The sequence below is a fragment of the Streptomyces sp. NPDC088194 genome, from assembly GCF_040702025.1.
Classification (GTDB): domain Bacteria; phylum Actinomycetota; class Actinomycetes; order Streptomycetales; family Streptomycetaceae; genus Actinacidiphila.
The window spans coordinates 26,050-39,525 of record NZ_JBFBIV010000057.1 but is presented as its reverse complement, the minus strand read 5'-3'; the positions used below and the strand labels follow the sequence as shown (position 1 = coordinate 39,525).

Sequence of the window (13,476 nt, the reverse complement as noted above, 5' to 3'; positions counted from 1 at the left end):
CGAGGTGGACGGGACAGTGACACACTGTCGCAGTACTCCCGCAACATTCGCCCACCATGCTGGTCGTTGATCAACGAGCGCCCTCCCGCAGCGGCGGGAGTTCGGGACATCGACGTTCGTGGCGCTTCAGCCCACGCGGGCCCGGGTAGATCTTTCAAGCCGATGCTTGTCGTGCACCTGCCGTATGCCACGTCGTCATCGGTCCCGATGTGGTGCCGCACGAGTGGGGAGGGCGATGACACGCATGCGCGTGATCCGACGTACCAGAGGTGTCGCGGTGGCGGCGGCCTTGGCGATGGCCGCCGTGGCGTGCACCGGCGGCGGGGGCGGGGGCGACCACGACTCGATCTCCGACGGCCAGCACGCGACCGCGACGAAGCGCCCGGTGAAGAAGGGCGGCACCCTCACGGTCGCGGAGGTGGCGGCGGTACCCGACTTCATCTTCCCGCTGGTCCCGGCGACCAACCAGAACGGCTGGAACGCCAACCTCACCGAGGCCCTGTGGCCGTACCTCGTCTACCCCGGCGACGGCGCCAAGGCGGAGGTGAACAAGGAGAAGAGCCTGTTCACCTCGCTCGACTACTCGAACGGCGACAAGCGGCTGACCATCCACCTCAAGGACTGGAACTGGTCGGACGGAAAGCCCCTCACCAGCCGGGACTTCACCTTCGTCTACAACCTCCTCAAGGCGAACTCCAAGAACTGGGCCGCGCACCTGCCCGGACTCTTCCCGGACGACGTGGCGAAGGTGGCCACCCCCGACGCCCATACGGTGGTGCTCGACCTCACCCGGGCGTACAACCCGGACTTCTACACCGACGACGTGCTCAGCACGATCCCGCTGCTCCCCCAGCACGCCTGGGACAAGACCTCCGCCGGCGGCGCGGTCGGCGACCACGACACGACCACCGCGGGCGCGAAGGCGGTCTACTCCTACCTGCAGAAGGAGGGGGCGAAGATCGGCAGCTTCGCCACCAACCCGCTGTGGCAGGTGGTCGACGGGCCCTGGAAGCTCAAGGAGTTCCGCAGCAACGGCTACTACAGCTACGTGCCCAACCCGGCGTACTCCGGTTCCGCGAAGCCGTCGGTCGACAAGCTCGTCATGCAGCCGTTCACCACCGACACCCCGGAGCTCAACGCGCTGCGCTCCGGCAGCTCCCTCGACGTGGCCGGGCTGCCGCTCAACGACGTCAAGCAGGCGCAGGCGCTGCGCTCCAGCGGCTACTCGATCGCCAGCGTGCCCATCCCCGGCGTCGCCGGCATCCTGCCGAACCTGTACAACGCCAAGGTCGGCGCGGTGCTGCGGCAGCTCTACGTCCGCCAGGCCATGCAGTACCTGATCAACGGCCCGCAGATCGTCTCCAAGGTCTACAACGGCTACGCGGACCCGGGCAACGGGCCGGTGCCGGTCAAGGCCACCGAGACCTGGGCGACCCCGCTGGAGAAGTCCGGCGGACCGTACCCGTACTCGCCGGACAAGGCGAAGTCCCTGCTCCAGGCGCACGGTTGGAAGGTGGTGCCGGGCGGCACCACGACCTGCCAGAGCCCCGGCACCGGCGCCTCCCAGTGCGGCGCGGGGATCAAGGCGGGCCAGCCGCTGACCTTCCAGATGGTCTACTCCTCCGGCCGCGCCACCACCGACGAGCAGGAAGCCGCCATCAAGTCCTCCGAGGCGCAGGCGGGCATCACCCTCAACCTCAAGGCGGAGCCGTTCAACACGCTGCTCGGCACCATGGGCGCCTGCACCGCGCAGTCCCACCCGGCGTCCGGCTGCAGCTGGCAGCTGTCGGACTTCGGCTACGAGCCGTACCCGCTCTACCCCAACGGCACCGGCTTCTTCGACACCGGCGGCTCCGGCAACCTCGGCGGCTACTCCGACCCGACCATGGACAAGCTGATCAAGGCCACCGAGTACGGCGCCTCCTCGCAGGCGTTCTCCACCTACGAGGACTACGCCGCCAAGCAACTGCCGTGGCTGTGGGTGCCGTTGCGCAGCAGCCTGCTGGTGTACCGGAGCAAGCTCCAGGGCGTGGTGCCGCTCAACCCGTTCTCCGGCACGGTCGCCTACGAGGACTGGGCGTACACCTCGTGACGGGCGCGGACCTCATGACGGGCGCGGACCTCATGACGGGCGCGGACCTCGTGACGGGCGCCCGGTGACGGCCTACCTCCTGCGCCGGACCGGTCAGGCGGTCGTGGTGGTGATCGGCGTGATGGTGGTGACCTTCGCGCTGATCCACCTCGAACCGGGCAGCGCCGCGCGGGCCACGCTCGGCATGCGGGCCAACTCCGAGCGGATCGCGGTCTTCAACGCCGCCAACGGCCTGGACCGGCCGTTGGCGGTGCAGTTCGTGGACTTCGTCAAGCAGGCGGCCCAGGGGAACTTCGGCACGTCGTACTCGCTGCACCAGCCGGTGTCCACGCTGATCGCGCAGCGGCTGCCGCGCGACGCGGTGCTGCTCGGGCTGTCCACCGTGGTCGCCCTGGCCGTCGCGCTGCCGATGGGCATCTACCAGGCCGTACGGCGGGACCGCGCGGTGGACCACGTGCTCACCGTGGTGTCGTTCGTGCTGTACTCGATGCCGGACTTCTTCTTCGCGCTGCTGCTGGTCGCGCTCTTCTCGGTGCAGCTGCACGTGCTGCCCTCCCAGGCGCCGCAGGCCGAGTCGGTCGCCGGCATCCTGTCCGACCCGCGCGGCCTGGTGCTGCCGGTGGTGACGCTCTCGCTGGTCACCGTGGCCGGGTTCAGCCGGTACATGCGCTCGTCAGCCATCAGCACGCTCGCCCAGGACTACATCCTGGTGGCGCGCGCCAAGGGGCTGCCGGGCCGGCTGGTACTGAGCCGGCACGTGCTGCGCAACTCCCTGCTGCCGGTGATCACCGTGCTGGGCCTGTCGGCGCCGGCCATCGTCACCGGCGCGGTGATCGCCGAGTCCGTCTTCAACTACCCGGGCATGGGGCTGCTGTTCTACCAGGCCGCCACCGGCAAGGACTATCCGGTGCTGCTCGGCTCGACGCTGGTGGTCGGCGTGGCCACCGTCGTCGGCAGCCTGCTCGCGGACATCGCCTACAGCCTCCTCGACCCTCGGATTCGCTATGACCACTCATGACACCGGGCCGGCCGCGGCCGGCTCACCGGAGGCGGACCCACCGGGAGGCGGTGCGAAGGGGGCAGGTGCGCCGCAGGCCGATGCGAAGGGGACCGGCGCGCCCCGAGCCGGTGCGAAGGAGACCGGTGCGAGCGCGAAGGAGGCCGGCGCGCCCGAGGCCGGCGCCCTGACCGTCCGGCGCGGCTCCGGGCGGCTGTCGGCCGCCGCGTTCCTGCGCAACCCCCGGGCCCTGACCGGGCTGTGCATCGTCGCGGTGGTCGCCGCCTTCTGCTTCATCGGACCCCTGCTGTACCGGACCGACCAGGTCACCGTCCACCTCGACCTCGCCGAGCTGCCGCCCGGGGGCGGCCACCCGCTCGGCACCGACGCCTCCGGTTACGACGTGCTCGGCCGGCTGATGGCCGGCGGCCGCTCCTCGCTGGAACTCGGCTTCGCGGTCGCGCTGGCCACCACCGTCATCGGCACCCTGTACGGCGCCTTCGCCGGGTACTTCGGCGGGGTGGTGGACGCGGTGATGATGCGGGCCGTCGACACCTTCCTCGCCATCCCCGGCCTGGTGCTGCTGCTGATCGTGGTCAGCATGTTCACGCCGTCGTTGTGGCTGATCATCGTGGTGATGTCGCTGCTGTCCTGGCTCGCCGCGGCCCGGCTGGTCAGGGGCGAGGTACTGACCCTGCGCACCCGGGAGTTCGTCCAGGCGGCGCGGATGATGGGCGGCACCGGCCGGCGGATCGTGCTGCGCCACCTGGTGCCGAACGCGGCCGGCGTCATCATCGTCAGCGCCACCTTCACCATCGCCGACTCCATCCTCACCCTGTCGACCCTGAGCTTCCTCGGGCTCGGACTGCCGCCGCCGCACGCCGACTGGGGCACGATGCTCACCGGCGGCCTCGACTACCTGTACGACGGGTACTGGTGGCTGGTGTACCCGCCCGCGGTGGTCCTCATCATCACCGTCGTGGCCTTCAACCTGATCGGCGACGCCTTCCACGACGCGCTGGACGTCCGCCTGCAACGCACGTGACCGCTCCGCCGCCGCGCCCGCTCCCGGGCCGGCGGCCGGGGCCGGCGACGAATCGAGGAACGGCATGCCTCCCCTGCTCGACGTCCAGAACCTCACCACCCACATCCGCACCAGTCGCGGTGTCGTACGGGCGGTGGAGGACGTCTCCTTCCACCTGGAGGCCGGCGAGACGCTGGGCCTGGTCGGCGAGTCCGGCTGCGGCAAGTCCATGACCGGCCTGTCCCTGATGGGCCTGCTGCCGCCCGGTGGCCGGCTGCTGGACGGCTCGTCGGTACGGCTGGACGGCCGCGAGCTGGTCGGGTTGCCCGACCACGAGCTGCGCCGGGTGCGCGGCAACGACATCGCGATGGTCTTCCAGGACCCGATGACCTCCCTGGACCCCACCAAGACCATCGGCCACCAGGTCGCCGAACCCGTCCTGCTGCACCGCGGCTGCACCCGGGCCGAGGCCGCCGACCGCGCCGCCGAGGTCCTCGGCCTGGTCGGGCTGCCGCACCCGCGCGAACGCCTCGACGACTACCCGCACCAGCTCTCCGGCGGCCTGCGCCAGCGCGTGCTGATCGCCATGGCGCTGGCCAACGAGCCCCGGGTGCTCATCGCCGACGAGCCCACCACCGCGCTCGACGTCACCATCCAGGCGCAGATCCTCACCCTGCTCGCCGACCTGCGCTCCCGGCTCGGCATGGCGATGATCCTCATCACCCACGACATGGGGGTCACGGCCGGGCACGCCGACCGGGTCAACGTGATGTACGCCGGCCGGATCGCCGAGAGCACCCGCACCGAACGGCTCTTCCGCGGCATGCGCCACCCCTACACCCAGAGCCTGCTGGCCTCGGTGCCGCGGCTGGACCAGGACCCGGCCCGGCAACTGCCCACCATTCCCGGCCTGCCGCCGGACCTCACCGACCCGCCGGCCGGCTGCCGCTTCGCCGACCGCTGCGCGTATGCCACCGATCAGTGCCGCACCGACGAGCCGGTGCTCATCGGTACCGCCGAGCACCGGTACGCCTGCTGGCACCCCACCGACGGGCCCCGGCCGGCCGGCGCCACCGCCGTGGTGCCGCGCCCCGCCGCGCCCGAGGCCAGGACCGCCGCCCCTGAGACGAAGCCGGCCGACCCGGACCGGCCGCTGCTCGAAGCGCACGGCCTGGTGAGGGAGTTCCCGGTGCGCGGGGCCCGGCTGCCCGGGCACGGCCGGCGGGTGGTGCACGCCGTGTCCGGTGTCTCCTTCACGCTCGGGCACGGCGAGACCTTCGGCCTGGTCGGCGAGTCCGGCTGCGGCAAGACCACGCTCGGCCGCCTGCTGGTCGGCCTGGACCGGCCCGACGCCGGCACGGTCACCCTGGACGGCACCGACTTCGCGAAGGTGCGCGGCCGTGAACTGCGCCGGCGCCGCCGGGACCTGCAGATGGTCTTCCAGGACCCGTTCTCCTCGCTGGACCCGCGCATGCGGGTCGGCGGCATCCTGCGCGAGCCGCTCCGCATCCAGGGCATCGGCACCGCGCGCGAGCAGAAGGCCCGGGTCGCCGAACTGCTCGCCGAAGTGGGCCTGCCCGAGCGCGGCCTGGACCTCTTCCCGCACGAGTTCTCCGGCGGCCAGCGCCAACGGGTCGGCCTGGCACGGGCGTTGGCGCTCAACCCGCGACTGGTCGTCGCCGACGAGCCGGTCTCCGCGCTGGACGTCTCGGTGCGGGCCCAGGTGCTCAACCTGATGAAGCGGCTCCAGGCGTCGCACGGCCTGTCGTACGTGGTCATCTCGCACGACCTCGCCGTGGTCCGCTACCTCGCGGACCGGATCGGCGTGATGTACCTCGGCCGGCTGGTGGAGGTCGGCAGCGCCGACGACATCCACCTGCGCGCCGCCCACCCCTACACCGCGGGCCTGCTGGAGGCCGTCCCCGTGCCGGACCCGGCGGCCGAGCGCGCCAAGCGCGGCGCCGCGATCACCGGCGAACTGCCCAGCCCCGCCGCCCCGCCGTCCGGCTGCCGCTTCCGCACCCGGTGCCCGCTGGCCACCGATCTGTGCGCGGCCGAGGAGCCCGCGCTGCGCTCCTTCGGCCCCGGCCACACCGCGGCCTGCCACTTCCCGCTCCAGCAGCCGGTCCCCGAGGAGCCGGTGCCCGCGCCCGTCTGACCGCCCGCCGTCCCGGCCGGGCCGCGAACCGGGCTCCGGGCAGCCACGGGCAGAGCCGAGGCGGCTACGGGCGCCAGGTGTACCGCGGGGTGAACCCGAGCAGTTCGCGGCTGCGGGCCAGGGCGAAGGGGACGGCGAAACCGTCGAGGGGCGTGTCGACGCGGGCGGTGGGGTGGTAGCGGCGCAGCAGTTCCGCGGTCGGTTCCAGGGCGGTGGTGTCGGGCGCGGCGACGTTGATCACCGGGTGCCCCTCGACCGGTGCGGTGAGCGCGGCACCGATCGCGCGGGCGGCGTCGCGGGTGTCCAGCCACCCCCACAGCGAGCCGCGGTCGAAGCCGGGGTCGCGGTGCACCGCGGCCAGGTGGGCGCGCAGCCGCTCGCCGGTGCCGAGGAAGGGGAAGCGCAGCGAGACGACGGTGCCGCCGTAGCGGCGGGCGGTGGTGGCGGCGATGGTCTCGCTGACGTACTTCGACAGGCCGTACACGTCGTCGCCGACGTAGAGGTGGTCCTCGGTGACGGGCACGAAGCGGGGTGCCGCGTCGTGCGCGGAGAACGCCAGCCCCAGCGCGGACAGGCTGGAGATGTTGACGGCGCGGCGGACACCCGCGCGGCCGGCGGCGTCCAGGACCAGGTAGGCGGCCCGGACGTTGTTGCCGAAGACCTCGTCGTGGGGCGCGGCTTCCGGTGAGGGCAGCGCGGCGGCGTGCACGACGGCGTCGACGCCGTCGAGGAGTCCGGTCAGCCGGGTGGGGTCGAGCAGGTCCCCGCCGGCGACCTCGTCGGCGGTCGCGGGGCCCGGGGCGGTGCGGTCGTGGGCCCGTACGGTGTGCCCCGACTCCCGCAGGTGCGTGACGACTTCGCGGCCGAGCAGGCCGCCCGCGCCGGTGACCAGAACCTTCACGGTGGCTTCTTCCTCTCGGTGGCGCCGACGGTCACATCGCCCGCGGACCGGACGAATGTTGCGTTCTTGCGCGATGACAAAAGCAATATGACGTTGCCGTGCGGGAAACGTAACATGACCCCGTCCGCTCGCTCTATCCGCGAACAGGGGAATCCCCATGACCGGTTCAGGCCCCGACCGCCTGCTCGACGACTCCGGCGCGCTCCCGCAGGCCGCGCCGCCCTGGCCGGGCCGGGACCGGCTGCGGGTCACCGCGGTCCGCGCGATCGTCACGGCGCCGGAGGGCATGCCGCTGGTCGTCGTCCGCGTCGACACCTCGGAGCCGGGCCTGTACGGGCTGGGCTGCGCGACCTTCACCCAGCGGTACGCCGCGGTCGTCGCCGCCGTCGAGGAGCACGTCGGCCCGCTCGTGGTCGGGCGGCACCCGGCCGACATCGAGGACATCACCCGCATGATCCACTACTCGTCGTACTGGCGCGGCGGCCCGGTGCTGGGCAACGCGCTGTCCGGCGTGGACCAGGCGCTGTGGGACATCGCGGGCAAGCGCGCCGGGATGCCGGTGTATGAACTGCTCGGCGGGCGCAGCCGATCCGCCGTCGAGGTGTACTCGCACGCGGCGGGCGGCACCGTCGAGGAGACGCTCGCCGGGGCCGAGGAGCTGCTGGCGCGGGGCTACCGCCATGTGCGGCTCCAGGTCGGCGGCCCGGGGCTGGGGACGTACGGCGCGCCCGGCACCCGCGGCGGCTATCCGCGCTCGCCGCACCCGGACGGCTGGGACGTCGCGCAGTACCTGCGGGCCACGCCGGAGCTCTTCGCGGCGGCGCGGGAGCGGCTGGGCGCGGAGGTGAGCCTGATGCACGACGTGCACAGCCGGCTGACCCCGAAGCAGGCGGTGGTCCTCGCCCGCGAACTGGAGCCGTACCGGCTGTCGTTCCTGGAGGACGTGATCGCGCCGGAGTACTACGACCGGCTGCCGGAGGTGCGCGCCGCGTCGCCGGTGCCGATCGCGGTCGGCGAGCAGATCGGCAACGTCACGGACGCGGCACGGCTGATCAAGAACGGCGGGATCGACCTGCTGCGGCTGCACACCTCCGCGGTCGGCGGCCTGACCCCGACCCGCAAACTCGTCGCACTGGCCGAACTGCTCGGCGTGCGCACCGCGTTCCACTCCCCCGGCGACATCTCCCCGGTCGGCGTGGCGGCGAACCTCGCGGTCGACATCTCCACCCCGGCCTTCGGCTACCAGGAGTCGCACACCTACAACGACGCCACCCACGAGGTCTTCCCGGGCACCCCGGTGGTGCGCGAGGGCCACCTCGCGCCCTCCGACGCGCCGGGCTGGGGCGTCGACCTCGACGAGAAGGCCGCGGTCCGCTTCCCGCCGACGAAGTTCCTGCACGAGCGCTGGGCGACCGGCGTCCGCCACCCGGACGGCAGCCTGAACGCGCCCTGAGCGGCGGCGCCGGACCGGGTCACCTTCGCCGCCGCGCGGCCGGGGCTCGGTCCCTGGCCGCCCGGCCGGGAGCCGACCGGGCTCGACGACGGCGAACGCCGCGCCGATCATCCGTGCGGGGTCGGCGGACTGGACCGCAAGGGAGAAGGCGTCTGGGACGAGGTGGGCCGGGGCAGTGCGGGCCAGGTCGTCGGCGGGCGGCCGCGCTCCGCGGGCGCCTGCACGTGTCGCGGCCGGATCGTGCGCTGACGGTCCCTCAGCGCGGGCGTGTCCGGCGAGAGGTTGATGAACCGGTCGGGCGTGCCGACCCGCAACCGCCCGCTCGACCCGCGCCCGCGTGCAGCGCCGCAACGACTCCGGAACAGCCAGGTCCGGCGCGCGTCCGGTCACGGCCCCGACCAGCGAGCGCTCCGACTCGTCGTCCCCGTCGAAGGCCGGCGCTTCCTTGGCCGGGAAGCGGTTCGGGGCGCCCGGCCCAACCGCAGGACCGCAACCGCCCCAGCCCCAGCTCCGCTCCGAGACCCGCCGCCCCCCCCGGCATCACCAACAGCCGGGAAGCGGTTCGGGGCGCCCGCCCCAGCCCCAGCTCCGAGACCCGCCGCCCTCCGGCAGCACCAACAGGCCCCCGTGCCGGCCCGAGCGCGGGATCGGCCCGGTGCGCGGCCCGCGTCACCGCCCCATACGGGCGCCGCTCGCCCGCGGCAGCCCATCGGCGCCGGTCAGAGGTCCTGCGGGGTGATCCGGCCGGCGGGGGGCTGCTCGCGGTGCAGCCGCAGGGCCACGCCGACCAGCTCGACCGTGTCGAGGGCGGGCACGTCCGCGAGCGGCACCCAGGCCGCGTGGTCGGTGGAGCCGCCCACCTCGTCCCGCAGCTCGCCGCCGATGACATGGACGCGGTAGATGATCCGCATCCCCTGGAAGTCGTCGACGACGCCCGAGTCGAGGACGCGGCTGCCGCGGAAGGAGTCGATGCCGAGCAGCCGGTCGACGGCGACCTGGTAGCCGGTCTCCTCCTCGATCTCGCGGACGACCGCGTCGAGCGGGTCCTCGCCGTGTTCGAGGCCGCCGCCCGGCATCGTCCAGCCCGCCGGGTACCGTCCGAACGCGACCGCGTGCGACAGCAGAAGCCGCTCGTCGCGCACGCACACCCCGTACGCGGCCACCCGTAGCCTGCGCTGCACCTGCCGCTCCGGCTCGTCCCCGCTTCCGCGCCCGTCGTCCGCCCGCGCCGCCGATCCCGTCACCGTCATCGTCCGCCCTCCGCCCGCGCGTTGCGCCGTCGCCACGTCAAAGGGGCGATCCTCGCACAGGGTTGGGCGGCGCCGCCGCCGGATTTCAGCGGTCGGAGGCCGGCGACGCACCGGACGGCGCCGCGGTCCGGTGGTCGGTGGCGCCGTCGCACCGCACCACCAGGGCGGCGATGTCGTCGTCCAGCGCTCCCTCGCTGAAGCTCAGGAGCTGCCGGTGCAGCAGGGCGAGCAGGTGCGGCGGGGACACCGCGGGCTGCTGGGCGATCCACTCGGTCAACGGGAAGAACCGGCCGTCCCGGTCACGGGTCTCGGTGACGCCGTCGGTGTAGAACAGCAGCCGGTCGCCGGGGGCGAGCGCGACGGTGTCGAGGGTGTACTCCCCGCCGATCAGCGCGGCCATGTTCAGCGGCGGGGACGGCGCCGACGGGTTGAGCACGCGGATGGAGCCGCCGTCGGGACCCCCGGAGCCGCTGCCGCCGCTCAGCAACAACGGTGCCGGATGGCCGCAGTTGAGCAGCGTGACCTCGCGCCGGGCCGGCCGGACCTCGGCGAAGATCGCGGTGGCGAACCCCTCGCCCGCGTCGGGTGCGGTGATGGTCTCGCTGTAGCGGTTGACGCTCCTCTCCAGCCGGCGGGCGAGCCGGGCCAGGTCAGGTTCGTCGTAGGCGGCCTCGCGGAAGCCGTTGGCGATGGCGCTGGCCACCCCGACCGCCGACAGGCCCTTGCCGCGCACGTCCCCGAGCAGGACCCGTACGCCGTGCGGGCTGTCGACGGCCGCGAAGAAGTCCCCGCCGATCCGGGCCTCCTCGGCGGCGGCCAGGTACAGCGTCTCGATGCCGACGCCGCCGAGCAGGCGCGGCACCGGCCGCAGCACCACGGCCTGGGCCGCGTCGGCGACCGAGCGGACCTGGGTCAGCGTGCGCTCGCGCTGCAACCGCACATGGGCGGCGTACGCGGCAGCGGCGGTGACGCCGGCGATCGCGACCGCGGTGAAGGTGGTCGCGGGCTCGTCGAAGGCGAGTTGGATGGCGAGCATCGCGGCCAGCGTCAGCACGCCGAGCAGCACGGTGGCGGTGACCGTCCACATCGACGCGGCCAGCGCGGGCGCGGCGGGCAGCAGCCGGCTGACCGCGAAAGCCTTCGGCGTGGCCACCGCGAGCACCCCGATGACGACGGTCAGCAGCAGCGGCGACCACTGGGCGAGGCCGCGCCGCCGGCTCCCGGGCGCCCGGGAGCGGCGGCTTCGGTGAGGGATCGTCACGTATGCGAGCGTATCGCCATGTTCGTCCTTTCCTACGGTAGTACGGCGCCGGACGGTCGTCGGTGCCGCCCGGCCCCGTGGCACACAGCGCCCTGCCGCGCCGTACCGCCGGGTCGGCGCGGTCCCGGCGCGGCCGGCTGGGATGCTGGCGGCCGGACCGCCCGCGACGGGGCGGCGGGAGAGGAAGGCGGTGCGGCCCGTGCGGGCTGTGGTGTTCGAGGAGTTCGGGCGGCTCGCCGAGGTCCGGGAGGTGGCTGACCCCGAACCGCCGCCGGGCGGTGCGGTGGTGCGCGTGGCGGCGACCGGGCTGTGCCGCAGCGACTGGCACGCGTGGCAGGGCCACGACGACTCGGTGACGCTGCCGCACGTGCCGGGCCACGAGTTCGCCGGCGAGGTGGTCGCGGTCGGCGCCGGGGTGCGGGGCGTGCGCGCCGGGGCGCGGGTGACGGCGCCGTTCGTCCACGCGTGCGGCCGGTGCGCGGCCTGCGCGCGCGGCGACCAGCAGGTGTGCGAGCGGCAGGAGCAGCCCGGCTTCACCTACTGGGGCTCGTACGCGGACCTGGTGGTGGTGCGGCGCGCGGAGGTGAACCTCGTGGAGTTGCCGGAGGGGTTGCCGTACACCAGCGCGGCGGCGCTCGGCTGCCGGTTCGCGACCGCGTACCGGGCGGTGGTGGCGCAGGGCCGGGTGCGGCCGGGCGAGTGGGTGGCCGTGCACGGCTGCGGCGGGTTGGGGCTGTCCGCGGTCATGGTGGCGGTGGCGGGCGGGGCGCGGGTGGTGGCGGTCGACCCGTCGCCGGAGGCGCTGTGGCTGGCCGGGTCGATCGGTGCGGCGGTGTGCCTGACGCCCGAGCCGACCGCGGACGCCACCGCGGCCGCGGTCCGGGAGGTGACCGGCGGCGGCGCGCACGTGTCGCTGGACGCGCTCGGTTCCGCGGTGACGTGTGCCGCCTCGGTGGCCGGGCTGCGGGCCCGCGGCCGCCATGTGCAGGTGGGGCTGCTGGCGGCGGGCGCCGTGGAGGTGCCGATGGGCCGGGTGCTCGCCTTGGAGCTGGAGTTGCTGGGCAGCCACGGGATGGCCGCGCACGCCTACCCGGAGATGCTGCGGCAGGTGTCGGCGGGGGTGCTGCGGCCCGACCTGCTGGTCCGCTCGGAGATCGGGCTGCCGGAGGCGCCCGCGGCGCTGGCGGCGATGAGCGACGGTTCGCCCACGGGCATGACGGTGATCCTCCCCGGGGGAACCGGCGAGGGCGCCACCGGCTGAACCGGGACCGGCGCCGCGGGCCCGATTCCCTTGCCCCGCACGGCGTGCCGGTACCGTACGATCCCCCGCATGGGTGACGTGATCAAGGGCGTACGGCTGCTCGTCGACGGCCAGCGGTGGGTGCTGCGGCACCGCCGTGACTGGCGGTTCGGCATGATCCCGGCACTGATCACCCTGGTCGGGTACGTCGTCGCGCTGGTCGCGCTCGTGCTGTGGGCCGGGGACCTGGTGGACTGGGCGACGCCGTTCGCCGACCACTGGGCGTCGCCGTGGTCCGGCGCGTTCCGCGGGGTGCTGACCGCGATGCTCTTCGGGGGCGGCCTGCTGCTGTCGGTGATCTCCTTCACCGCGGTGACGCTGCTGGTCGGCGACCCCTTCTACGAGGCGCTGTCGGCGCGCGTGGAGCGGAGCGAGGGCGACTGCCCCGAGGCTCCCGAGCGGCCGCTGTGGCGCGAGGTGTGGGTCGCCGTGCGCGACGGTGTCCAGGTGCTGCTGTGGGCGGTGGGCTTCGGGGTCGTGCTGTTCGCGGCCGGGTTCATCCCGGTGGCCGGGCAGACGGCGGTGCCGGCGGTCGGCTTCTGCGTCTCCGGCTTCTTCCTCGCCCTGGAGCTGTGCACGGTGGCGTGCGAGCGGCGCGATGTCGATCTCACCGCGCGCACGCGCCTGCTGCGGCGCCGTCTGCCGCTGGTGCTCGGCTTCGGGGTGCCGCTGGCGGTGGTCTTCCTGGTGCCGTTTGTCGCGGTGGTCCTGATGCCCGGCGCGGTGGCGGGAGCGACGCTCCTGGTCCGCGAACTCCTCCCGCCGCCCCCGCGCCCCGAGCCCGAACCGCACCCGGAGCCCGAACCCGGCCGGCTCGGCACCACGCCCCCGCACGAGCCCTGGCCGTACCCGACCGAACGGTCCGGCGGCGCGGGCGGAAGTGCCGGCGGAGGCGCGGGCGGAGGCGCGGGGGCGTAACCCGCCCGAAAGGCTCGCGCCGCACGCGGTCCGGTGTCGGCCGGACCGTCGACAGGGGCCGCCCGGCAGGGGTGTCGACGCCTGGCAGGGCGTTTCCGCTGATCGCCCTGCCGCCGGGCACA

The 13,476-nt window shown here is 73.9% G+C and carries 10 protein-coding genes; 7 read left to right on the top strand and 3 right to left on the bottom strand.

Annotated features, from left to right (window positions below; all coding sequences use genetic code 11):
* Window positions 1-244 precede the first annotated feature (244 nt).
* From AB0399_RS27330 to AB0399_RS27315, 4 genes are all read left to right on the top strand, one after another.
* Window positions 245-2,092: a peptide ABC transporter substrate-binding protein gene (locus tag AB0399_RS27330; protein ID WP_366413161.1), complete on the top strand. Its 1,848-nt coding sequence runs from the start codon at window positions 245-247 to the stop codon at window positions 2,090-2,092.
* 64 nt (window positions 2,093-2,156) lie between these two features.
* Entirely contained in the window at window positions 2,157-3,110 is a 954-nt protein-coding gene (locus tag AB0399_RS27325) for an ABC transporter permease (RefSeq protein WP_328473373.1), read from the top strand.
* Window positions 3,097-4,134, top strand: a complete 1,038-nt coding sequence (locus AB0399_RS27320) for an ABC transporter permease (RefSeq protein WP_366413160.1) — start codon at window positions 3,097-3,099, stop codon at window positions 4,132-4,134. Before AB0399_RS27325 ends, AB0399_RS27320 begins: the two co-directional genes overlap by 14 nt.
* Before the next feature lie 64 nt (window positions 4,135-4,198).
* Entirely contained in the window at window positions 4,199-6,271 is a 2,073-nt protein-coding gene (locus AB0399_RS27315) for an ABC transporter ATP-binding protein (RefSeq protein WP_366413159.1), read from the top strand.
* A 64-nt stretch (window positions 6,272-6,335) separates the two neighbouring features.
* Here the strand turns inward: AB0399_RS27315 and AB0399_RS27310 are convergent, their stop codons facing one another.
* Window positions 6,336-7,172 (bottom strand): NAD(P)-dependent oxidoreductase, encoded by an 837-nt coding sequence (locus AB0399_RS27310; protein ID WP_366413158.1) that lies wholly within the window; start codon window positions 7,170-7,172, stop codon window positions 6,336-6,338.
* A gap of 157 nt (window positions 7,173-7,329) precedes the next feature.
* On the opposite strand from AB0399_RS27310, the gene AB0399_RS27305 reads away from it, so the two are divergent.
* Entirely contained in the window at window positions 7,330-8,625 is a 1,296-nt protein-coding gene (locus tag AB0399_RS27305; RefSeq protein ID WP_366413157.1) for an enolase C-terminal domain-like protein, read from the top strand.
* 719 nt (window positions 8,626-9,344) lie between these two features.
* Here AB0399_RS27305 and AB0399_RS27300 read toward each other — a convergent pair.
* Together AB0399_RS27300 and AB0399_RS27295 are read right to left on the bottom strand one after the other, a co-directional pair.
* Window positions 9,345-9,875: an NUDIX hydrolase gene (locus AB0399_RS27300; RefSeq protein WP_366413156.1), complete on the bottom strand. Its 531-nt coding sequence runs from the start codon at window positions 9,873-9,875 to the stop codon at window positions 9,345-9,347.
* Between the two features lie 85 nt (window positions 9,876-9,960).
* Window positions 9,961-11,136 (bottom strand): PP2C family protein-serine/threonine phosphatase, encoded by a 1,176-nt coding sequence (locus tag AB0399_RS27295; protein WP_366413155.1) that lies wholly within the window; start codon window positions 11,134-11,136, stop codon window positions 9,961-9,963.
* A 199-nt stretch (window positions 11,137-11,335) separates the two neighbouring features.
* Here AB0399_RS27295 and AB0399_RS27290 point away from each other — a divergent pair, with 199 nt between their 5' ends.
* A complete protein-coding gene (locus AB0399_RS27290) occupies window positions 11,336-12,397 on the top strand; it encodes a zinc-dependent alcohol dehydrogenase family protein (protein WP_366413154.1) in 1,062 nt (353 codons plus the stop codon).
* A gap of 69 nt (window positions 12,398-12,466) precedes the next feature.
* Window positions 12,467-13,354 carry an EI24 domain-containing protein gene (locus AB0399_RS27285; protein WP_366413153.1) on the top strand — a complete coding sequence of 296 codons (888 nt, stop codon included), beginning with the start codon at window positions 12,467-12,469 and terminating at the stop codon, window positions 13,352-13,354.
* Window positions 13,355-13,476 lie beyond the last annotated feature (122 nt).

Excerpts from the sequence above, each read along its gene's own strand:
- AB0399_RS27285 (WP_366413153.1), top strand. The coding sequence starts at position 12,467 with ATGGGTGACGTGATCAAGGGCGTACGGCTGCTCGTCGACGGCCAGCGG.
- AB0399_RS27320 (WP_366413160.1), top strand. The coding sequence starts at position 3,097 with ATGACCACTCATGACACCGGGCCGGCCGCGGCCGGCTCACCGGAGGCG.
- AB0399_RS27330 (WP_366413161.1), top strand. The coding sequence starts at position 245 with ATGCGCGTGATCCGACGTACCAGAGGTGTCGCGGTGGCGGCGGCCTTG.
- AB0399_RS27305 (WP_366413157.1), top strand. The coding sequence starts at position 7,330 with ATGACCGGTTCAGGCCCCGACCGCCTGCTCGACGACTCCGGCGCGCTC.
- AB0399_RS27300 (WP_366413156.1), bottom strand. The coding sequence starts at position 9,875 with ATGACGGTGACGGGATCGGCGGCGCGGGCGGACGACGGGCGCGGAAGC.
- AB0399_RS27315 (WP_366413159.1), top strand. The coding sequence starts at position 4,199 with ATGCCTCCCCTGCTCGACGTCCAGAACCTCACCACCCACATCCGCACC.